We start from the raw sequence: 20411 nt of genomic DNA on the forward strand, positions 1-20411 counted from the left end.
GTTTTGCCAGGCGAGTGGGCGGAAGCGCGTCCATGATTCGCCCCCGTGCCGGGCAAATCGGACGATCATGTTGCCTCTCGCGGGCAGGTCGCGAGGATCTTCATCTGTCCGGGTGGTGAGCCTGGTGGAAACATGAGAAGTTCTCTAAACTCCGCCGCGACGGGAATCACACCTGGCCCGAGGGACCCCCCATGACCGAACCGGCCACGCTCACCACGGCTGACCCCGCAACGCCTCCGCCCGCCGTCTTCGCCGAGCCGGAACGGCCGGTCACCGGCCGCTGGATCAGCCTGTTCGCGCTGGCCTGGCTGGGCATCTGGATGGCGCAGCTGACCCCCGTGCAGCTGATGCTGCCGATCCAGGTCGAGGCGCAGCTCAAGGCCGCCGACTGGGTCGACAACGTGGTGGCCTTCGGTGTCGTGTCCGGCATCGCGGGCGCGTTCGCGCTGATCGCGTACCCGCTGACCGGAGCCCTCTCGGACCGTACGGTGTCGCGGTTCGGCCGCCGCCGTCCCTGGATCGTGTTCGGCGCGCTGCTGTTCGCCGTCTCGCTGGTGGTGCTCGGCCTGCAGGAGGGCATCGTCGGCATCGGCGTCTGGTGGACGCTGACCCTGGTCGGCTTCTGCGTGCTCACCGCGGCGCTCACCGCCACGATCTCCGACCAGGTCCCGGTGGGCCAGCGCGGGTACGTCTCCGGCTGGATCTCCGCCCCGCAGGCGATCGGCACCATCCTCGGCATCGTGCTGGTCACCGAGCTGGCGCTCAGCCAGATCATCGGCTACTCGCTGATGGCCGCGCTGCTGGTACTGCTGGTGCTGCCGTTCGTGCTCGGCGCGCCGGACCAGGTGCTGCCGCGCGCGGCCCGCCCGCCGTTCACGTTCCGCGACCTGGCCGCCGGGTTCTGGATCAGCCCGCGCCGCTACCCCGACTTCGGCTGGACGCTGCTCAGCCGCATCCTGGTCAACGTCGGCAACGCGCTGGGCACCACCCTGCTGCTGTTCTTCCTGATGTACCACGTCAAGGTGGAAAAGGCCGAGGACGCCCTGCTCGTCCTGACGCTGATCTACATGTTCTTCGTGGTGCTGGCCGCGCTGTTCCTAGGCCGGCTGTCGGACCGCATCGGACGGCGCAAGGTCTTCGTTCTCGTCTCGTCGGGGTTGCAGGGCGTCGCCGCCGTACTGCTGGCGTTCTTCCCGAACCTGACCGTGGCCACCGTCGGCGCGGGCCTGCTCGGCCTGGGCTACGGCTGCTTCCTGTCGGTGGACCAGGCGCTGGCCACCCAGGTGCTGCCGGACCCGGCGGCGCGCGGCAAGGACCTCGGCATCATGAACATCGCCACGGCGGTGCCGCAGGCCATGGCCCCGCTGCTCGGCGCGTTCGTCGTCGCGCAGTTGGGCGGCTTCGGGCCGCTGTACGTGGCGTCCGGTGTTATCTCGGTGCTCGGCGCACTCGCCGTGCTGCCGGTGAAGGGAGTGCGCTGATGACTCTGGCGCTGGCTGTGTCGGCCCCGTCCACGGCCCGGCCGTGGGAGGACGCCGACACGTACTGGTCGGCCATGAACGCGGCGACCGCGGCGCTGGATCCGGTGTTCGGCGTGGTGAACCTGGCCGCGCTGTCGTACAACGCGCACGACCTGGCCCGCCGCGCGAACGGTGTGCCGATCCGCGTCGCCAGCAAGTCCGTGCGCTGCCGCGGGGTGCTCGACGCGGTGCTGGCGCTGCCGGGTTACCACGGTGTGCTGGCGTACACCCTGGCCGAGGCGCTGTGGCTGGCCGAGACGATCGACGACGTGGTCGTCGGTTACCCGAGCGCCGACCGCGACGCCATCGCCCGGCTGGCCGCCTCGCCCGAGCCGGCCGCCCGGGTCACCATCATGATCGACTCGGTGGACCACCTGGACCTCGTGGATGCCGTCGTCGCGCCGGGCGCGCGGGCCGACATCCGGGTCGCCATCGAGCTGGACTCGTCGTTCAAGTCGCGGCTGCTCGGGCACATCGGGGTGTGGCGCTCGCCGGTGCACCGGGCCGAGCAGGCCCGCGCGCTGGCTGAGGCGGTCGTCGCCCGGCGCGGCTTCCGGCTGGTCGGCATGATGGGGTACGAAGCACAGGTCGCCGGGCTCGGCAACGCCCCGAAGGGCAGCCCGCTGCGCGGCGCGCTGGTGCGCGCGTTGCAGCGGTCCTCGATGGCCGAGCTGGTCGAGCGCCGCGCGGCGGCCGTCGCGGCCGTGAACGCGCTGGCCCCGCTGGAGTTCGTCAACGGCGGTGGCACAGGCAGCATCGAGGTCACCGGCGCGGACGCTTCGGTGACCGAGGTCGCGGCCGGTTCGGGGCTGTTCGGCCCGCACCTGTTCGACAACTACGCCCACTTCACCCCGGCTCCCGCGGCCGCGTTCGCGCTGCCGGTGGTACGCCGTCCCGCCCCGGACCGGGTCACCCTGCTCGGCGGCGGCTGGATCGCGTCCGGGCCGCCGGGGGTGGACCGGCTTCCGCAGATCGTCTGGCCGCAAGGGCTGAAGATGGTGCCCCGGGAGATGGCCGGGGAGGTGCAGACCCCGGTGACGGGCGAACCCGCGACCCGGCTGCGCCTCGGTGACCGGGTCTGGCTGCGGCACACCAAGGCGGGCGAGCTGTCCGAGCACGTCAACGAGCTTCACCTGATCGACGCAGACACGGTCGTGGGGACCCTGCCCACGTACCGTGGTGAAGGAAAGGCATTCCTGTGAGCAGCACCGTGTGGCGCAACTGGAGCCGGATCGAGAGCGTGACCCCGGCGCGGGTCGCGTATCCCGGCAGCCCCGACGAGGTCGTGCAGGCGATCGCCGCCGCGCGCGCCGACGGGCTGCGGGTCAAGCCGATCGGCGCGGGCCACAGCTTCACCGGCATCGCCGTCGCCCCCGGTGTGCAGCTCGACCTGCGTAACCTCCAGGGCGTGCTGGCCGTCGACTCCCAGCGCCACCGGGTGAAGCTCGCGGCGGGCACCCACCTTTACCGGCTGCCGGAGCTGCTGAAGCCGTACGGGCTGGCGCTGCAGAACATGGGTGACATCGACGCGCAGACCATCGCCGGGGCGACCTCGACCGGCACGCACGGCACCGGGCACGCGTTCGGCGGCCTGGCCACGCAGATCGTCGCGCTGACCCTGGCCACCGCCGACGGCGGCATCCTGGAGGTCTCCTCCGACGCCAACCCGGAGCTGCTCGACGCGGCCAGGGTGGGCCTGGGCGCGCTCGGGGTGCTGCTCGACATCACCGTGCAGTGCGTGCCCGCGTTCCAGCTCCAGGCGATCGAGAAGCCGGAGCCGCTGGCCGAGGTGCTGGCCCAGTGGGAGCAGCGGGCGACGGCCGTGGACCACTTCGAGTTCTACTGGTTCCCGCACACGAAGACCGCGCTGACCAAGAGCAACACCCGGTTGCCGATGGACGCCCCGCGCAAGCCGCTGGGCGGCTTCCAGCGCTGGCTGGACGACGACTTCATGTCGAACACCCTGTTCAACGGGGTGTGCCACCTCGGCAAGGCGGTGCCCGCGCTGACGCCGCCGATCAACCGGCTGGCCCAGCGGCTCACCAACAACCGCGAGTTCACCGACGTGTCCACGTCGGTGTTCACCACCAAGCGTGAAGTGCGCTTCCGGGAGATGGAGTACGCCCTGCCGCGTGAGGAGGTGCCCGACGTGCTGCGCGCGCTGGACCGCCTGATCACGCAGAACGGCTGGCGCATCTCGTTCCCGGTCGAGGTGCGGGCCGCCGCGCCGGACGACCTCTGGCTGTCCACCGCGCACGGGCGCGAGACCGGCTACGTGGCGATCCACCGTTTCTTCAAGGAGGACCCGCACACCTACTTCCGGCTCGCCGAGCAGATCTTCCGCGCGCACGGCGGCCGCCCGCACTGGGGCAAGATGCACTACCAGGACGCGAGCACGCTCGCCCCGACGTACCCCCGGTTCGGCGACTTCCTCGCGGTGCGCGACCGGCTCGACCCCGAGCGCGTCTTCGCCAACGACTACCTGGACCGGGTGCTGGGCGCGTGATGGATCCGTTCATTCCCAGGGACTTCACGCTCGGCGTCGCCACGGCGGCTTACCAGATCGAGGGTGCGGTCGCCGAGGGCGGGCGCGGGGTGTCGGTGTGGGACACGTTCTGCGGGCAGCCCGGCCGGGTGCTCGGCGGCGACACCGGTGCGGTCGCCTGCGACCACTACCACCGTTACGAGCAAGACCTTGATCTGGTACGCGACCTCGGCGCGGACGCGTACCGGTTCTCCATCGCGTGGCCGCGCATCCAAGCCGACGGCACCGGACCGGCCAACCCGGACGGCCTCGCGTTCTACGACCGGCTCGTCGACGCGATGCTGGCCCGTGGCATCGAGCCGGTGGCCACCCTGTTCCACTGGGACACCCCGCAGGCCCTGGAGGACGCGGGCGGCTGGCTGTCACGCGACACCGCCGAGCGCTTCGGCGAGTACGCCGCCCTGCTGGGGGCGCGCCTCGGTGACCGGGTCGGCAAGTGGATCACGATCAACGAACCGCACTCGGTGACGCTGGCCGGATACGCCACCGGCGCGCACGCGCCCGGCCACGCGCTGCTGTTCGACGCGCTGCCCGCCGCCCACCACCAGCTGCTCGGCCACGGCCTGGCCGTGCGGGCGCTGCGCGCCGCCGGGGTCGCGGGGCAGATCGGCATCACCAACGTGCACACGCCCGTGGTGCCCGCCTCGGACCGCCCCGAGGACCAGCTCGCCGCTGCCCTGTACGACCTGATCGCCAACCGGTTCTTCGAGGACCCGGTGCTGCTCGGGCGGTATCCGCAGGCCCCGGAGCCGTTCACCGAGCTGTTCGCCGCGTTCGGCGCGGTGCCCGCGGAGGATCTGGCCGTGATCAGCTCACCGCTGGACTTCTACGGCGTCAACTACTACTACCCGAGCAAGGTCGGCATGGCCGACCCGGATGCGGTCACCGACCACACGCCCGAGGGCGACTTCGCGCGCGTGGGTGAGCTGCCGTTCGCCTTCGCCGAGATCGAGGGCGTGCCGCGGACCGGTTTCGGCTGGCCGGTCAGCCCGGCCGGGCTCGCCGACACCCTCGACGAACTGTCCGAACGCTACGGTGACCGGCTGCCCCCGGTGTACATCACCGAGGGCGGCGCGAGCTTCCCGGACGAGGTCGCCCCGGACGGCTCGGTGCCCGACCCGCAGCGCGTCGACTACCTGCGCGAACATCTCGCGGTGGCGCTGCGCAAGCGGGCCGAGGGGCTCGACCTGCGCGGTTACTTCGTGTGGAGCCTGCTCGACAACTTCGAGTGGGCCGCCGGATACAGCCAGCGGTTCGGGCTGGTGCACGTCGACTACCCGACCCAGTCCCGTACGCCCAAGGAGTCGTTCCACTGGCTCGCCGGGCGGCTGCGCGAACGCGGCTAGTCGTCGGCCTTGTCCTGCTTGCGCAGCTCCTCTTCGCGGCGGCGCAGGTCCATCTCCCACTTGCTCAGCAACTCGCGGTCATCGGCGGCGGTCTGCTGCTGCTCCTTGGCGATCCGGCGCAGGAACTCCGGGTCGTCGTCGGGGGCCAGCGCGCGGCCGGGCCGCTGGGCCTCGGGGAAGCCGCTGCCCTGCCGCCACACCTTCGGGCTCGGGGTCGCCTCACGGCCGACGACGAACCAGGCGATGGCGCCGATGGGCGGGAAGAACAGAATGATCAGCACCCAGCCCCAGCGCGGCAGCGCGTTGAGGCGGTGCTCCTCGGCGGACAGGCAGCTGATCAGCGCGGCGACCGTCAGCACCGTCTGAGCCAGGAAGATGAACAACCACAGGCGTCCCACGGCCTAGAGCGTAGACCTCACCAGAGGATCAGGAGTACCCCCAACAGGCCCATCAGGACACCGGTGATCGTCACCACGGCCAGCGTGCGGGCGACCGCCACCGGGTCCTGCCGGTCCATCGCCCGGATCCGCCGCTGCGCGACCAGCAGCAGCACCAGCCAGCACAGCAGGGACAGCGCCAGTCCCAGCGCCCCGGCCTCGTCCAGTCCGCGTTCGAACGCGAGCCGGAACAGCAGCAGCGCGCAGACCGTGCCGGACAGCACCGTGCGCCGCCAGGCCAACCGGGTCCGCTCGGCCTGCGCCCCGTGTTCGACCGGGCTACCCACGACCCGCCCCCGCGGGCCCTCGCGCGCCGCGGTGTGCGGTGTTCACCGGGCGCGGTACCAGTCGATGAAGACCTCGAACAGGAGGGCCAGCGAGCCCACCGTGACGACGAGCGCGAGCACCGCGGGGAAGCGTGACGGTGGCAGGGGCCGGCCGTTGCGCATCGCGATCTCGCAGCGGATCCAGTGGTCGACGGCGCGCAGCGCGCAGCCCGCGCCGAGCAGGATCAGGGCGACGCCGAGGATCTTCGTCATGTGCGGCACGGCCATCGGCGGCAGGAACTGGGCCACCACCAGGCCACCGCCGATCATGGCGAGGCCGGTGCGGATCCAGGCGAGGAAGGTGCGCTCGTTGGCCAGCGAGAAGCGATAGTCGGGAGTCTGCCCGGTTTCGTGAACTTCGCGAGGATCAAACCAGTTGCGTACTCTAGCCAGCACCTTCCTAGTATCGGGGCGATGACTTCTCAACTTGATGCCGACGCCCTGCTGCGGGCGTACGACGAGCAACTGCGCACCGAGATCCCCGACCCCCTGCCCGCGGGCATGGTCGTCGAGTGGGACGGCCCGGTGGTCCGGATGAGCGGGCTCGACCGCGGCGGATTCGTCACCTATCGCGACGTGTCCCCGCTCAGCGGCCCCGACCTCGACGCGCTCATCGCCCGCCAGCGCGACTACTTCGCCGCCCGCGGCGAGGAGGTCGAGTGGAAGCTGCGCGGCCACGACCTGCCCGCCGACCTGCCCGAGCGGCTTGAGGCGGCCGGTTTCGCGCCCGACGAGCTGGAGACGGTGATCATCGGGTTGGCCGCGCCGCTGGCCCAGCCGCCGGTGCTGCCGGACGGGGTCACCCTGCGCGAGGTGACCGCGCGGGCCGACCTGGAGCGGATCGCGGCCATGGAGGAGGCGGTCTGGCACGACGACCGCAGCCACCTGGTGTACGGCCTGGCCAAGGAGCTGGAGGCGGACCCGCACGGGTTGACGATCGTGGTCGCCGAGGCCGGTGACGAGGTGGTCAGCGCGGGGTGGATCCGGTACGAGAAGGGGACCGACTTCGCCGGGCTGTGGGGCGGGTCGACGCTGGAGCAGTGGCGGGGTAGGGGGATCTACAAGGCGCTGGTGGCGTACCGGGCGGTTCGGGCGGTCGAGCGCGGGTTCACGTACTTGCAGGTCGACGCGTCGTCGGACAGCCGGCCGATCCTGGAGCGGCTGGGCATGGTCGCGGTGACGACCACCACGCCGTACATCTGGCGACCTGCCACGGCGTGACGATGGTGCGCCGTTGCGCGCCGCGTGGGTTTTCCATAGACGCTGGCCTATTACATCGAGTTTGATCTCCGAATAATCGATGTAATAGGCCAGCGTCTATCAAAATCGGCGGCCGAATCGCCGGATCAAGTGCGGGCCGGGTGCCAGAGGTCGCGGATCGTGTCGCGGACGCAGTCGTCGCGTAGGCGGCCGCAGGTGCACAGGTGTTCGTCGGGCTCGGGTTGCCGGTGGTGTTCCGCCTCGGGCGGGATGCCCGGTTCAGTCGTGGAGCGGCCCGGCAGGGGTGCGGTTTGCGTGTTCATGTCAGACACCTCCTGCTACGCGCGACTTTACGCCGACAAGCAGCACGACCGGGTGACGTCTGTCACTATTGGCCGCCATTCTGGCGGGTAGGCGAGCAGGGGCAATAAATTACTCGTCAGTAACCTGCGACTGGCTGGCAAAAGTGGCAACGTCCACAGCCGGTCTTGCTTGACCCGTGACGTGTCAGGAGACAGGCTCGCGGCGAGGGCATGAACGTCCGTTCAACTCAGGAGGGTCGTCAGAGCGCGATGAAGATCGTCGTACTTGTCAAGCAGGTGCCGGACTCCGGCGCCGAGCGCAATCTGCGCGCGGACGACAACACCGTCGACCGTGCCTCGGCCAACAACGTCATCAACGAGATGGACGAGTACGCCATCGAGGAGGCGCTGCGGCTGCAGGAGGCGCACGGCGGTGAGGTGACCGTGCTGACCATGGGACCGGACCGGGCCACCGAGTCGATCCGCAAGGCGCTGTCCATGGGCCCCGACGCGGCCGTGCACGTCCTCGACGACGCCCTCGCCGGCACCGACGCGCTGGGCACCAGCAAGGTGCTCGCCGCCGCGATCGGCGAGCTTGCCCCCGACCTGGTCATCGCAGGCGCCGAGTCGACCGACGCGCGCGGCCAGGTCATGCCGCACATGCTGGCCGAGCGGCTGGGCTACGCGGCGCTGACCGGCGCGCGCAAGCTGACCGTCGAGGGCTCGCAGCTGACCGTCGAGCGCCAGACCGAGGAGGGGTACGAGGTCGTCACGGCCGCCACCCCCGCGATCGTGAGCGTCTGGGACACCATCAACGAGCCGCGGTACCCGTCCTTCAAGGGCATCATGGCCGCCAAGAAGAAGCCGGTCGCGACCAAGTCGCTGGCCGACCTGCAGGTCCCGGCCGACCAGGTGGGCTGGACCGGCGCGACCACCACCGTGCTGTCGCACAGCAAGCGCCCGCCGCGCAGCGCCGGCCAGAAGGTCGCCGACTCCGGTGACGGCGGCACCGCGCTGGTCGAGTACCTGTCGTCCGAGAAGTTCGTCTGAGAGGCTTGCCGACAATGGCTGAGGTTCTGGTAGTCGTCGAGTCCTCCGGCGGCACGGTCAAGAAGGTCACGCTGGAGATGCTGACCCTGGCGCGCTCGCTCGGCGAGCCCGCCGCGGTGGTGCTGGGCGCGCCCGGCACGGCCGCCGCACTGGTCGACAAGCTCGGCGAGTACGGCGCGACGAAGGTCTACGCGGCCGAGAGCGCCGAGATCGACGAGCACCTCGTCGCGCCCAAGGCGACCGCGCTCGCGCAACTGGTCAAGGCCGTCTCCCCGGCGGCCGTGCTGATCGGCTCCACCCAGGAGGGCAAGGAGATCGCGGGTCGGCTCGCGGTCAAGCTGGACAACGGCGTGCTGCACGACGTGGTCGAGCTGGCCGCTGACGGCACCGCCACCCAGGTCGCCTTCGCGGGTTCCACCATCGTGAAGTCCAAGGTCACCAAGGGCCTGCCGCTGGTCACCGTACGGCCGAACTCGCTCACGCCCAGCCCCGCCGCGGCCTCGCCGTCGGTGGAGCAGGTCGAGGTGGCGCTGTCCGACACCGACAAGCTGGCCGTGGTCACCAAGCGCGTCGCCGAGGCCAAGGGCGCGCGCCCGGAGCTGACCGAGGCGTCGATCGTGGTGTCCGGCGGCCGCGGCGTCGGCTCGGCGGAGAACTTCAAGGTCGTCGAGGAGCTGGCCGACCTGCTCGGCGCGGCCGTCGGCGCGTCGCGCGCGGCGACCGACTCCGGCTTCTACCCGCACGCTTTCCAGGTCGGGCAGACCGGCAAGACGGTGTCCCCGCAGCTCTACGTCGCGCTGGGCATCTCGGGTGCGATCCAGCACCGGGCCGGCATGCAGACCTCGAAGACGATCGTCGCGGTGAACAAGGACACCGAGGCGCCGATCTTCGAGCTGGCCGACTTCGGTGTCGTGGGCGACCTGTTCCAGGTCGTGCCGCAGGCCGCGGAGGAGATCCGCAAGCGTCGTTAGGCGTACGCCATCATGAAGGGCCCGGCGGGAACCTCCTGCCGGGCCCTTCACTCGCGTACGCCGGGGCGCGGGTGGGTCCCCTTACGGCTAGGCTTGGCGGCGAGATGGCCTACCTTGATCATGCGGCGACCACGCCGATGCTGCCCGAGGCGCTCGACGCCTATGTCGCGACCGCCCGTGAGGTCGGCAACGCCTCGTCGTTGCACGGCGCGGGCCGTGCTGCCCGCCGTCGGGTGGAGGAGTCGCGCGAGCGCATCGCCGCGGTGCTGGGCGCGCGTCCGTCCGAAGTGATCTTCACCGGTGGCGGCACCGAGAGCGACAACCTCGCCGTCAAGGGCATGTTCTGGGCCCGCCGTCCCGAGGGTCGCACGAAGGTGCTGGCCGGGGCCGTCGAACACCACGCGGTGCTGGACGCGGTGCACTGGCTGGGCGAGCACGAGGGCGCCGAGGTCGTCTCGCTGCCCGTCGACCACGAGGGCCGGGTGCGCCCGGAGACACTGGCCGAAGCGCTGGACGACACCGTCGCGCTGGTCACCGTGATGTGGGCCAACAACGAGGTCGGCACCGTACAGCCGATCGCGGAGCTGGCCGCGCTGGCCGCCGCGAGCGGGGTGCCGTTGCACACCGACGCCGTGCAGGCCGTGGGGCAGGTCCCGGTCGACTACGCGGCCAGCGGCGTCGCCGCGCTGACCGTCACCGGGCACAAGCTCGGTGGCCCGCTGGGCGTCGGCGCGCTGGTGCTGGGTCGCGACGTGCCCTGCACGCCGCTGCTGCACGGCGGCGGCCAGGAGCGCGACGTGCGCTCCGGCACGCTGGACGTGCCCGGCATCGTCTCCTTCGCGGTGGCCGTCGAGCACGCCGTCAAGCACCAGGAGCAGCACGCGCAGCGGCTGTCCGCGCTGCGTGACGAGCTGATCGAGCGGGTGCTGGCGGTCGTCCCCGACGCGGTCCTCAACGGCGCGCCGGTCGACCAGCCCGGCGCCCGCCTGCCCGGCAACGCGCACTTCGGCTTCCCCGGCTGCGAGGGCGACGCTCTCCTGCTGCTGCTCGACGCCCAGGACATCGCCGTGTCCACGGGTTCGGCCTGCTCCGCCGGGGTGGCCCAGCCCTCCCACGTCCTCCTCCAGATGGGCACCGACTCCCTCGCGGCCCGCTCCTCCCTGCGTTTCACCCTCGGCCACACCAGCACCCGAGCCGACCTAGACGCCCTCATCACCGCCCTGCCCCCCGCCGTGGACCGCGCCCGCCGCGCCGGCATGTCACGCTGACGCGCGGCTCCCGCGGCACGATCACTGTTTTCCGCGGCAAGATCGCTGTTTGTGGTCAGGATCTGCGGTCAGACCACAGGTTTTGACCAGAAGTAGCGATCTTGGCGGTGAAGCCGCGCGGTAGGCGGGGAGGCAAGGGTCGGGCGCGGCTGCGGGTAGGCTGTCGGGCGTGCGAGTGCTGGCGGCTATGTCTGGTGGAGTGGACTCGGCGGTGGCGGCTGCCCGTGCCGTGGCGGCCGGGCACGATGTCACCGGGGTGCACCTGGCGCTGTCCAAGAACGCGGCCACGCACCGGACCGGGGCGCGGGGGTGCTGCACCAAGGAGGACGCGCACGACGCGCGCCGGGCGGCCGACGTGCTCGGCATCCCGTTCTACGTGTGGGACATAGCCGAGCGCTTCCACGAGGACGTGGTCGAGGACTTCGTCGCGGAGTACGCGGCGGGCCGCACCCCGAATCCGTGCCTGCGCTGCAACGAGAAGATCAAGTTCGCGGCGGTGCTGGACCGGGCGCTGGCGCTGGGCTTCGACGCGGTGGTCACCGGCCACCACGCCCGCCTGGGCGCCGACGGGCTGCTGCGCCGCAGCGTCGACCTGGCCAAGGACCAGTCGTACGTGCTGGCGGTGCTGAACGCCGAGCAGCTGCGGCACTCGATGTTCCCGCTGGGCGACGCGACCAAGGAGCAGGTGCGCGCCGAGGCGCACGCCCGTGGCCTGGCCGTCGCCGACAAGCCCGACTCGCACGACATCTGCTTCATCGCCGACGGCGACACCCAGGGCTTCCTGCGCAAGCACCTGGGCAGCGACCCGGGCGACATCGTCGACGCGGGCACCGGCGAGGTGCTGGGGCGGCACGACGGCGCGTTCGCGTACACGGTGGGCCAGCGCAAGGGTCTGGCCCTGGGCCGTCCCGCGCCGGACGGCCGCCCGCGCTACGTGCTGTCGATCACCCCGGTCACCAACACGGTCACCGTCGGCCCCGCCGAGGCGCTGGAGGTCTCGCAGGTCGACGGCGAGCGCACGGTCTGGATCGCGGGCGAGCGCCCGGTCGGCCCGATCGAGTGCGAGGTGCAGCTGCGCGCCCACGGCCGCCCCGCACCGGCCGTCGTCGAGCTGGACGGCGCGGCGCTGAGCGCGCGTCTGCGCCGCCCCGAGCGGGGCATCGCCGCAGGCCAGGCCGTGGTCGCCTACCGGCCGGACCCGGCCGGTGACATCGTGCTGGGCAGCGCCACCATCACCGCCGCATCATGACCTCGTCCCACCAGTAGAACGAAGCCTCATACATGAGCACGTCGGACGAGAACGCGAACACTCCCATCCAGCCGTTGTGGCCCGCCGGGTCGGCGACGGGCATCGGCTCGCTGCCGGGCACCGACATCGCCGAGGCGGTCAAGTTCACCCTCGGCGAGCTGCCGGACCTGCCGTATCTGCCGGAACTGCCCGGCCGGGGGCCGGGCGCGGACATGATCGGCCGCAGCGCCGGGCTGCTGGTCGAGCTGCCGGTGGAGCTCTACGCGGGCAGGTGGCGGGTCGCCGCCAGTCCGGGCCGTGAGCTCCGGCGGGCGTACGACCTGCGTGAGCGCGACCTGGACCAGCTCACCGAGCAGGCTGAGGGCTTCACCGGGACGCTGAAGGTGCAGTCGGCCGGGCCGTGGACGCTGGCCGCCAACATCGAGCTGGCCCTGGGCGAGGCGCTCGTCTCCGACCACGGCGCGACCCGTGACCTGGCCGACTCGCTCGCCGAAGGGCTGAAGACCCACGTCGCCGAGGTGCGCCGGCGGGTGCCGGGTGCCCGGGTGCTGCTCCAGCTGGACGAGCCCTCGCTGCCGGCGGTGCTGGCCGGGCGGGTGCGCACCGCCAGCACGCTGCACACGTACCGCTCGGTGGCCCCGTCGACGGCCCGCGACACGATCACCTCGGTGATCGACGCGGTCGGGGTGCCGGTGATCGTGCACTGCTGCGCGCCGGACGCCCCGCTGACCCTGCTCCGGGAGGCCGGGGCGGCCGCGCTCGCGCTGGACCTGGACCTGGTCGGCAACGGTGCGGAGCAGATCGACACGATCGGTGAGCTGATCGACGCCGGGCTGGGCCTGTTCGCGGGCGTCGCCCGCACCACGCCCCCGGCCAACGGCCGCCAGCCCGACCCGGCGGCGCTCGCGGACCGGGTCAAGCGGCTGTGGCGCGACCTCGGCTTCGCCGGTGAACTGCTGGCGGAGCGGGTGGTGTTGACGCCCTCGTGCGGCCTGGCCGGAGCGTCACCCGCCTACGCCCGCGCCGTACTGACGGCATGCCGCGAAGCGGGCAAGCGTCTGGTGGATCAGTAGCCGCAGCTCAGGCGGTGGTAGCCGGGGTGCGGTGGCGCAGGATCTCGAAAGCGCGGGTGAGCGCGCCGGTGTTGCCGGTGGTGGTGAGCGCGCCGGATGAGACGGCCTCGGCGGGGGTGACCGTGCCGCGGGTCAGCGCGTCGAAGGTGGCCAGGTCGCAGGTCGCCACCAGGGCGGCGGGCGCCGGTGCGGGGCCGGAGCGGGCGTGTACCCCCGCGTCGTCGGTGCTCACGTGGAAGACCTCGTCGCCGACCTGGAACTGGTAGGTCTCGTGCGGTCCGTGGGCGGCGTCCGGCGGGCACTGCTCGGCGAGGTGGAGCGCGATCAGCTCGGCCCGGACCGTGCCCGGGTCGATCTCGTCGTCGAGCGGCAGCTCCGAGCCCCAGGCGGCGAGCTGGATGAGCAGCGGCCGCAGCCGCTCGCCGTACGCGGTCAGCGCGTAGGCGCGCACGTCCGAGGCGCCGGGCAGGGCGCGCCGGTGTACGACCCCGCTGCGCTCCAGCAGCTGGAGGCGCTCGGCGAGGCGGTTGGTCCCCATCGCGGGCAGCAGCGTCAGGAGTTCCTTGAACCGCCGCGGACCGAGCAGCAGCTCGCGCACGATGAGAAGGGTCCACCTCTCACCGAGCACGTCGAGCGAGCGCGCGATCGGGCACACCTGGCCGTACATCCGCTTGGACATGGTTTGAGGATACCTTTCGCATGGCGGCGGCTATATGATTCGTATCTCAAGCCGAGCGCTATATGTTTCGTATAGTGTCGCTGGTGAAGCAATCCCACCAGGAGGCGAACATGAAGATCAACGGTTCTGTGGCTCTCGTGACCGGTGCCAACCGCGGCCTCGGCAAGGCGTTCACCGAGGCGCTGCTGGCCCGCGGCGCGTCGAAGGTGTACGCCGCCGCGCGTGACGCCGCGTCCATCAACGACCCGCGCGTGGTCCCACTCCAGCTCGACATCACCGACCCCACCTCGGTGGCCGCTGCCGCGAAGCAGGCCGCTGACGTGCAGCTGCTGGTCAACAACGCCGGCATCGCGACCGGGGCGAGCGTGCTGGACGGCGACGAGGCCCTGCGCCGGGAGATGGACACCAACTACTTCGGCACGGTGCGGGTCGCCCGCGAGTTCGCGCCCGTCCTGGCCGCCAACGGCGGTGGCGCGATCGTCAACGTGCTGTCGGTGCTGTCCTGGTTCTCGCTGCCCACCACCGCGGGCTACTCGGCGTCGAAGGCCGCCGCCTGGGCGGCGACCAACGCGCTGCGTCAGGAGCTGCACGGGCAGGGCACGCTGGTGACCGGGGTGCACATCGGCTACATCGACACCGACATGGCCGCCCACGTCGACGGCCCGAAGGTCCCGCCCGCGGACGTGGTGGCGCAGGTTCTCGACGGTGTGGAGGAGGGGCTGCCCGAGGTGCTCGCCGACGACCTCAGCCGCCAGGTCAAGGCCGGTCTCTCCGGCGACCTGCGCAGCCTGTACCCGGCCGTCGCCTGACGCCGTCGGCTTGTTCTCCGCCGGAGCGTGCTCGTTTCGGGACTCTCCAGCGCCCTGGAACGAGCACCCGCCGCCGCGAAACACCTACCGGGCGGGTCGCACCGGGATGGCAGGATGCCTCGGGTGACGGTGATGAGCACGGCGAGCGGGTCGCTTTTCGGGTTGGCGTACGGTGACGCGCTGGGCAAGCCGACCGAGTTCCGGACGTATGCCCAGATCACGGCGGAGCACGGGCCGGGCGGGCCACGGGAGCTGCCCGAACCCGCGCTGGTCACGGACGACACGCAGATGGCGCTCGCGGTCGCCTGGGCGCTGCGCGACGCCGCCGCGCCGACTCCGGCGGTGCTCGAACCGCTGCTGCGCGAGCGTTTCCTGGCCTGGGCGCGGAGCCCCGACAACAACCGCGCCCCCGGCATGACCTGCCTGAACGCGTGCGCGAACCTGTCGCAGGGCATGCGCTGGCAGGAGGCGACGGTCGCCGGGTCGAAGGGCTGCGGGGCGAACATGCGGGTGACCCCGGTCGGCCTGGTCGCCGGGTACGACCTGGACACGCTGGCCGGGGTGGCGCAGCTGCAGGCCGGGCTGACCCACGGGCACCCGACCGGGCTCGCGGCGGCCGAGCTGACCGCGCTCGCGGTGCGGCTGCTGCGCGACGGCCTCGACCTGGCCGACGTGCCCGGCGCGCTGCGGGACCGCTGCGCCGGCCAGCGGACCGTCTACCGCGAGGACTGGCTCGGCGACCTGTGGCAGCGACCGGGCATGGTGACCCCGGAGGAGTTCGTCGCGCGCGGCTGGGACGAGTGCGCGGACGCGCTCGACGTGCTGCTCGCCGCGCTGGCCAGGCCCGATACCGGTGGTGACGTGTGCCGGGAGACCGGCGAGGGCTGGATCGCCGAGGAGGCGCTGGCGACCGCGCTGCTGGCGGCGCTGCGGCACCCCGACGACCCGGTGGCCGCCCTCGGCCGGGCCGCTGCCACCGGCGGCGACTCGGACTCGATCGCCTGCCTGGCGGGCGCGTTCCACGGCGCGGCGGCGGGCATGGCGATCTGGCCGGCCGACTGGGCCGGGCGCATCGAGTACGCCGACCGGCTGACCGCGCTCGGGGCGGCCTGGGACTGACGTCATGATCCGTTTTCGAGGACGCTGGACGTCGCCCCAGCAGCACCGGGCGTCCGCGAAAACAGATCTTGGGTGGTCCGCAGGGCGCGGTCCGGGGTGTCGGTGGTTGCGGATACCGTGCACGGGTGACCAGTGAGGTAACCGACAAGGTCCGGACGCGGTACGCCGAGCTCGTGGCCAAGATCAATGACGCGCAGCACCGCTACTACGTCGACGACGCGCCGACGCTGTCGGACGCGGCCTACGACGAGCTGATGCACGAGCTGGAGGCGCTGGAGCTGGCGCAGCCCGAACTGGTCTCGCAGGACTCGCCGACGCAGCGGGTGGGGGCCGGGGACTGGCTCGGCTTCGCCAGCGTCGACCACGCCGAGCGCATGCTCAGCCTCGACAACGCGTTCAACGACGACCAGCTCGCCGCCTGGGCGGTGCGGGTCGAGAAGGACGCGGGCGCGCCGGTGCGCTACCTGTGCGAGCTGAAGATCGACGGCCTCGCGGTCAACCTCACGTACGAGAAGGGCCGGCTGACCCGCGGCGCGACCCGCGGCGACGGGCGCACCGGCGAGGACGTCACCGCCAACGTGCGCCGCATCGCGGGCATCCCGCACAAGCTGGCCGGGGACAACCCGCCGGACCTGGTCGAGGTGCGCGGGGAGATCTACTTCCCGGCGCAGGCGTTCGCCGACCTCAACGCGGCACAGCTCGCGGCGGGGGAGCGCACCTACGTCAACCCGCGCAACGCCGCCTCCGGCTCGCTGCGCCAGAAGGACCCGTCGATCACCGCCAAGCGCGCCCTGCACCTGATCGTGCACGGCATCGGCGCCCGCACCGGCTTCGAGCCGACCAGCCAGTCCGACGCGTACGCGCAGCTCAAGAGCTGGGGGTTGCCGACCAGTGAGCGGTGGCGGGTGGTCGACTCGCTCGACGAGGTGAAGGCCTACATCACCAACTACGCCGAGCACCGGCACGACCTCGAACACGACATCGACGGTGTGGTGGTCAAGGTCGACGACGTCGCCGAGCAGGTCAAGCTCGGTGCGACCAGCCGCGCGCCGCGCTGGGCGATCGCGTTCAAGTACCCGCCGGAGGAGGTCAACACCAAACTGCTCGGCATCGAGGTGAACGTGGGCCGCACCGGCCGCGTGACGCCGTACGCCGTGCTGGAGCCGGTGTTCGTCGGCGGTGTGACCGTGACCAGCGCGACCCTGCACAACCAGCAGGAGGTCGTCCGCAAGGGCGTGCGGGTCGGCGACACCGTGGTGATCCGCCGTGCCGGCGACGTCATCCCCGAGGTGCTGGGCCCGGTCGAGGCCCTGCGCGACGGCAGCGAGGTCGTCTGGCAGATGCCGGCGACGTGCCCGTCCTGCGGCACCAAGCTGGCCCCCTCGAAGGAGGCCGACGTCGACCTGCGCTGCCCGAACGCGCGCTACTGCCGCAAGCAGGTGATCGAGCGCATCATCTACATCGGCGGCCGGGACGGTCTGGACGTCGAGGGCATGGGGGAGAAGGCCGCCATCGCACTCGTCGAGGGCGGCGTCGTCACCAACGAGGGTGACCTGTTCACGCTGGACGAGAAGCTGCTGAGCCAGTCGCCGTTCTTCCTCAAGAAGGACGGCACGCTGTCCACCAACGCGGGCAAGCTGCTGGCCAACCTGGAGAAGGCCAAGCAGCAGCAGCTGTGGCGGGTGGTGACCTCGCTGTCCATCCGCCACGTCGGCCCGACGGCGGCCCGTGCGCTGGCGGACCACTTCAACGCCCTGGAGGCGGTGGAAGGCCCGGCGATCGCGTCCGCGTCGCTGGAGCAGATGTCGGTGGTCGAGGACGTCGGCGGCACCATCGCCGAGGCGGTCCGGGAGTGGTTCGCCGAGGACTGGCACCGCGAGGTGGTCGAGAAGTGGCGCGCCGCCGGGGTGCGCATGGAGCAGGAGCCGGTCGCCGACACCGGGCCGAAGCCGCTGGACGGGCTGACCGTGGTGGTCACCGGCACGCTGGAGGGCCACAGCCGCGACGAGGCCGGTGAGGCGCTGACCGCGCTCGGGGCGAAGGTGGCGGGCTCGGTGTCGAAGAAGACCAGCTTCGTGGTGGTCGGCGAGAACGCCGGGTCCAAGCTGGACAAGGCCCGCTCGCTGGGCGTGCCGATCCTCGATGAGCCGGGCTTCGCGGTGCTGCTGGAGCAGGGTCCGGAGGCCGCCAAGGCGTACGCGGACGCGAATCGCGAAACTGAGTAGGGTTCGGCGGATAGAGATATACGCAAGGTCGTATGGGTCTTACGTGGAGTGACGGAGGAAAGGGTCAAACAATCACATCTTCGTCACACGCCAACGCGCAGAGCGGTCTGGGGCGTTTTCGGGCTTAGAGTGAAGTGACCAGCCGCGATGCGGCGGGCGGCGCCTCACGCGTCCATCGGCCTCGGGAAGGTGTCCATGGCGGCCACACCCCAAGCACTGCAGGCACTTCGCAATCGCGTGCCCGCGGAGCGGCGGCGGAATTTCGGTGTGTACGTCATCGCCGTCACCGTGGCGGCCGTCGCGATCACTGTGCGTGACATGGCGCAGCTGCCGAACGTGCTCGAAAACGTCACCCTCGGCTTCTGGCTGATGGCCGGGCTGGCCGTCGCGGGCGACGCCCTGCCGGTGACGCTGCCGGGCCGGTGGAACACGTCGGCGATCTACCCGTCGATCTGCTTCACCTTCGCCATAATGATCGACTCCGGTCTGGCGGCCGCGGTGGTGGTGCAGGCGCTGGCCGTGGCGGTGGCCTCGCTGCGGCTGCGGCACGCGCTGTGGCGGGCCGTGTTCAATTTCGGCCAGTACACCCTGGCCTTCGGTTTCGCCTATGCGGTGCTGCGGCTGATCAGCGGGGACGCCCCGCCCGGCCTGCTGGCGCTGGCACTGTCGGCGGCCACCTGGTTCGTGGTGAAGTACCTGACCACCGCAACCGCGATCTGGCTGCGCGACGGCGGCTCGCTGCTGCCGATCATCATGGGCCCGCTGGCCAACGAGGCGCTGAGCACCGGCGCGCTGCTGATGCTCGGTCCGGTCATCGCCGCGCAGACCGAGGTCGCCCCGGAGCTGGTGCTGGTGCTGATCCTGCCGCTGCTGGCGGTGCGGCGGCTGTCCATCATCACCGCCGAGCAGCGCCACCTGGCCAACATCGACACCCTCACCGGCCTGGCCAACCGCAAGGCGCTGATCGGCGAGGTGGCCGCCGCCGTCGCCGGGCACGCCCAGCGCGCGGTGCAGGGCGACCCGCGCAGCCGCTTCGGCCTGCTGCTGCTCGACCTGGACCGGTTCAAGCACGTCAACGACTCGCTGGGCCACGAGGTGGGGGACCGGCTGCTGATCGCGGTCGGCGACCGGCTCGACCGGCTCGTGCGCTCCGGTGACCTGGTCGCGCGGCTCGGCGGCGACGAGTTCGCCGTCGTGGCCAAGCGCCTGGACAGCCCCGACCAGGCCCGCGAGCTCGCCGAGCAGATCGAGCAGGCGCTGTCCGCCCCGGTCGTGCTCGACGGGCTGCCCCTCGACGTCGGCGGGTCCATCGGCATCGCCCTCTACCCCGACCACGGCACCAACTTCGCCACCCTGCTGCGCCACGCCGACGTCGCGATGTACACGGCCAAGCACGACGGGGACGCCGTCGCCGTCTACAACCCCGACGCCGACCAGAACTCCCCGCAGCGGTTGAGCCTGCTCGCCGACCTGCGCACCATGCTCAGCCAACCCGACCGGGGCGGACTGCGGCTGTTCTACCAGCCCCAGGTGGAGATCGCGACCGGCGAGGTGGTCGGCGTGGAGGCGCTGCTGCGCTGGCAGCACCCGACACGCGGCCCGGTCAGCCCCGACGAGCTGATCCGGGTGGCCGAGCCCAGCTCGGTGATGCGGCTGCTGACCCGGTGGGTGGTCGAGGAGGCGGTGATCCAGCTCGCCAAGTGGTCCGCGGCCGGGCTGCAGGTGCGCATGGCGGTCAACGTCAGCGTGCGCGACCTGCACACGGGCGCGATCGTCGAGCAGATCCAGGACCTGCTGCAGCGGTACGACGTGGAGCCGTGCCGGTTGCAGCTGGAGATCACCGAGAGCGCGCTGATGGCGGACCCGCACCGGGTGCTGGCCACGCTGACCCGGCTGCAACTGCTCGGCGTCGGCGTCGCGCTGGACGACTTCGGCACCGGGTACTCGTCCCTGCAGCACCTGCGGCGGCTGCCGCTGTCCGAGGTGAAGATCGACCGTTCCTTCGTGATGGCGATGGCCGACGACCCGGACGACCTGGTCATCGTACGATCGATCATCGAACTGGCCGGAGCGCTCGGCCTGCGCGTGGTCGCCGAGGGCGTCGAGGACGAACGAGCCTGGCGCCTGCTCCAGTCCGCCGGTTGCGAGGTCGCCCAGGGCTGGTTCTACGCCCGCCCCCTACCCCCCGACGAACTCGCCGACTGGCTCTCCCGCACCACCCTGCCCGCGCGCAGCGTCTGAGGCCGGGGCCAGGGGCGCTGCGAACCGCACCCGCGGTGACAAATAGACTCG

19 protein-coding genes are annotated in these 20411 nt (G+C 71.6%); 14 read left to right on the forward strand and 5 right to left on the reverse strand.

What is annotated here, in order from left to right:
* Positions 1 to 191: 191 nt before the first annotated feature.
* The 4 genes from HAV40_RS21570 to HAV40_RS21585 all read left to right on the forward strand — a co-directional run bounded on the left by HAV40_RS21570 (position 192) and on the right by HAV40_RS21585 (position 5411).
* Positions 192 to 1481, forward strand: a complete 1290-nt coding sequence (locus HAV40_RS21570; protein ID WP_166384023.1) for an MFS transporter — start codon at positions 192 to 194, stop codon at positions 1479 to 1481.
* Positions 1482 to 1555: 74 nt separating this feature from the next.
* Entirely contained in the window at positions 1556 to 2722 is a 1167-nt protein-coding gene (locus HAV40_RS21575; RefSeq protein ID WP_239086506.1) for an alanine racemase, read from the forward strand.
* Positions 2719 to 4026: a D-arabinono-1,4-lactone oxidase gene (locus HAV40_RS21580; RefSeq protein ID WP_239086448.1), complete on the forward strand. Its 1308-nt coding sequence runs from the start codon at positions 2719 to 2721 to the stop codon at positions 4024 to 4026. Before HAV40_RS21575 ends, HAV40_RS21580 begins: the two co-directional genes overlap by 4 nt.
* Complete coding sequence (locus HAV40_RS21585) at positions 4026 to 5411, forward strand: GH1 family beta-glucosidase (protein ID WP_166384027.1); 1386 nt, start codon at positions 4026 to 4028, stop codon at positions 5409 to 5411. The genes HAV40_RS21580 and HAV40_RS21585 overlap by 1 nt, the downstream gene beginning before the upstream one ends.
* Here the strand turns inward: HAV40_RS21585 and HAV40_RS21590 are convergent.
* From HAV40_RS21590 to HAV40_RS21600, 3 genes are read right to left on the reverse strand one after another with little or no spacing between them, the layout of a single operon-like run.
* Entirely contained in the window at positions 5408 to 5809 is a 402-nt protein-coding gene (locus tag HAV40_RS21590; RefSeq protein ID WP_166384029.1) for a PLD nuclease N-terminal domain-containing protein, read from the reverse strand. The genes HAV40_RS21585 and HAV40_RS21590 overlap by 4 nt on opposite strands.
* Positions 5810 to 5826: 17 nt before the next feature.
* Complete coding sequence (locus tag HAV40_RS21595; protein ID WP_166384031.1) at positions 5827 to 6135, reverse strand: DUF202 domain-containing protein; 309 nt, start codon at positions 6133 to 6135, stop codon at positions 5827 to 5829.
* Between the two features lie 42 nt (positions 6136 to 6177).
* A complete protein-coding gene (locus HAV40_RS21600; protein WP_166384033.1) occupies positions 6178 to 6570 on the reverse strand; it encodes a YidH family protein in 393 nt (130 codons plus the stop codon).
* Positions 6571 to 6588: 18 nt separating this feature from the next.
* Between HAV40_RS21600 and HAV40_RS21605 the strand changes: the two genes are divergently transcribed.
* Positions 6589 to 7395: a GNAT family N-acetyltransferase gene (locus tag HAV40_RS21605; protein ID WP_166384035.1), complete on the forward strand. Its 807-nt coding sequence runs from the start codon at positions 6589 to 6591 to the stop codon at positions 7393 to 7395.
* Between the two features lie 125 nt (positions 7396 to 7520).
* Here HAV40_RS21605 and HAV40_RS21610 read toward each other — a convergent pair whose 3' ends face one another.
* The gene (locus HAV40_RS21610) at positions 7521 to 7697 is read right to left on the reverse strand and encodes a hypothetical protein (protein WP_166384037.1); all 177 of its coding nucleotides are present in this window, start codon (positions 7695 to 7697) and stop codon (positions 7521 to 7523) included.
* Positions 7698 to 7946: 249 nt separating this feature from the next.
* On the opposite strand from HAV40_RS21610, the gene HAV40_RS21615 reads away from it, so the two are divergent.
* The 5 genes from HAV40_RS21615 to HAV40_RS21635 all read left to right on the forward strand — a co-directional run bounded on the left by HAV40_RS21615 (position 7947) and on the right by HAV40_RS21635 (position 13287).
* The gene (locus tag HAV40_RS21615) at positions 7947 to 8726 is read left to right on the forward strand and encodes an electron transfer flavoprotein subunit beta/FixA family protein (RefSeq protein WP_166384039.1); all 780 of its coding nucleotides are present in this window, start codon (positions 7947 to 7949) and stop codon (positions 8724 to 8726) included.
* Positions 8727 to 8740: 14 nt separating this feature from the next.
* On the forward strand, positions 8741 to 9697 hold the full coding sequence (locus tag HAV40_RS21620; protein WP_166384041.1) for an electron transfer flavoprotein subunit alpha/FixB family protein: 957 nt from the start codon (positions 8741 to 8743) through the stop codon (positions 9695 to 9697).
* A gap of 104 nt (positions 9698 to 9801) precedes the next feature.
* Positions 9802 to 10965 (forward strand): cysteine desulfurase family protein, encoded by a 1164-nt coding sequence (locus HAV40_RS21625; RefSeq protein ID WP_166384043.1) that lies wholly within the window; start codon positions 9802 to 9804, stop codon positions 10963 to 10965.
* A 169-nt stretch (positions 10966 to 11134) separates the two neighbouring features.
* On the forward strand, positions 11135 to 12214 hold the full coding sequence (gene mnmA / locus HAV40_RS21630) for a tRNA 2-thiouridine(34) synthase MnmA (protein WP_203671513.1): 1080 nt from the start codon (positions 11135 to 11137) through the stop codon (positions 12212 to 12214).
* Positions 12215 to 12246: 32 nt separating this feature from the next.
* On the forward strand, positions 12247 to 13287 hold the full coding sequence (locus tag HAV40_RS21635) for a uroporphyrinogen decarboxylase/cobalamine-independent methonine synthase family protein (RefSeq protein ID WP_166384045.1): 1041 nt from the start codon (positions 12247 to 12249) through the stop codon (positions 13285 to 13287).
* Between the two features lie 7 nt (positions 13288 to 13294).
* Here HAV40_RS21635 and HAV40_RS21640 read toward each other — a convergent pair whose 3' ends face one another.
* Complete coding sequence (locus HAV40_RS21640; RefSeq protein WP_166384047.1) at positions 13295 to 13966, reverse strand: winged helix-turn-helix transcriptional regulator; 672 nt, start codon at positions 13964 to 13966, stop codon at positions 13295 to 13297.
* 83 nt (positions 13967 to 14049) lie between these two features.
* Here HAV40_RS21640 and HAV40_RS21645 point away from each other — a divergent pair, with 83 nt between their 5' ends.
* From HAV40_RS21645 to HAV40_RS21660, 4 genes are all read left to right on the forward strand, one after another.
* Positions 14050 to 14775, forward strand: coding sequence for an SDR family oxidoreductase (locus HAV40_RS21645; RefSeq protein ID WP_308441042.1), 726 nt, complete (start codon positions 14050 to 14052; stop codon positions 14773 to 14775).
* Positions 14776 to 14889: 114 nt separating this feature from the next.
* On the forward strand, positions 14890 to 15894 hold the full coding sequence (locus tag HAV40_RS21650) for an ADP-ribosylglycohydrolase family protein (RefSeq protein WP_166384049.1): 1005 nt from the start codon (positions 14890 to 14892) through the stop codon (positions 15892 to 15894).
* Between the two features lie 125 nt (positions 15895 to 16019).
* Positions 16020 to 18119 carry an NAD-dependent DNA ligase LigA gene (gene ligA, locus HAV40_RS21655; RefSeq protein ID WP_203671511.1) on the forward strand — a complete coding sequence of 700 codons (2100 nt, stop codon included), beginning with the start codon at positions 16020 to 16022 and terminating at the stop codon, positions 18117 to 18119.
* 369 nt (positions 18120 to 18488) lie between these two features.
* Positions 18489 to 20360, forward strand: coding sequence for a putative bifunctional diguanylate cyclase/phosphodiesterase (locus HAV40_RS21660; RefSeq protein WP_166384173.1), 1872 nt, complete (start codon positions 18489 to 18491; stop codon positions 20358 to 20360).
* Positions 20361 to 20411: the final 51 nt, after the last annotated feature.

This window comes from Catellatospora methionotrophica, from assembly GCF_011297335.1.
GTDB classification, from domain to species: domain Bacteria; phylum Actinomycetota; class Actinomycetes; order Mycobacteriales; family Micromonosporaceae; genus Catellatospora; species Catellatospora methionotrophica.

Excerpts from the sequence above, each read along its gene's own strand:
- HAV40_RS21570 (WP_166384023.1), top strand. The coding sequence starts at position 192 with ATGACCGAACCGGCCACGCTCACCACGGCTGACCCCGCAACGCCTCCG.
- HAV40_RS21575 (WP_239086506.1), top strand. The coding sequence starts at position 1,556 with ATGAACGCGGCGACCGCGGCGCTGGATCCGGTGTTCGGCGTGGTGAAC.
- HAV40_RS21585 (WP_166384027.1), top strand. The coding sequence starts at position 4,026 with ATGGATCCGTTCATTCCCAGGGACTTCACGCTCGGCGTCGCCACGGCG.
- HAV40_RS21605 (WP_166384035.1), top strand. The coding sequence starts at position 6,589 with ATGACTTCTCAACTTGATGCCGACGCCCTGCTGCGGGCGTACGACGAG.
- HAV40_RS21610 (WP_166384037.1), bottom strand. The coding sequence starts at position 7,697 with ATGAACACGCAAACCGCACCCCTGCCGGGCCGCTCCACGACTGAACCG.
- HAV40_RS21615 (WP_166384039.1), top strand. The coding sequence starts at position 7,947 with ATGAAGATCGTCGTACTTGTCAAGCAGGTGCCGGACTCCGGCGCCGAG.
- HAV40_RS21620 (WP_166384041.1), top strand. The coding sequence starts at position 8,741 with ATGGCTGAGGTTCTGGTAGTCGTCGAGTCCTCCGGCGGCACGGTCAAG.
- HAV40_RS21625 (WP_166384043.1), top strand. The coding sequence starts at position 9,802 with ATGGCCTACCTTGATCATGCGGCGACCACGCCGATGCTGCCCGAGGCG.
- HAV40_RS21635 (WP_166384045.1), top strand. The coding sequence starts at position 12,247 with ATGAGCACGTCGGACGAGAACGCGAACACTCCCATCCAGCCGTTGTGG.
- HAV40_RS21640 (WP_166384047.1), bottom strand. The coding sequence starts at position 13,966 with ATGTCCAAGCGGATGTACGGCCAGGTGTGCCCGATCGCGCGCTCGCTC.
- HAV40_RS21650 (WP_166384049.1), top strand. The coding sequence starts at position 14,890 with ATGCCTCGGGTGACGGTGATGAGCACGGCGAGCGGGTCGCTTTTCGGG.
- HAV40_RS21660 (WP_166384173.1), top strand. The coding sequence starts at position 18,489 with ATGGCCGGGCTGGCCGTCGCGGGCGACGCCCTGCCGGTGACGCTGCCG.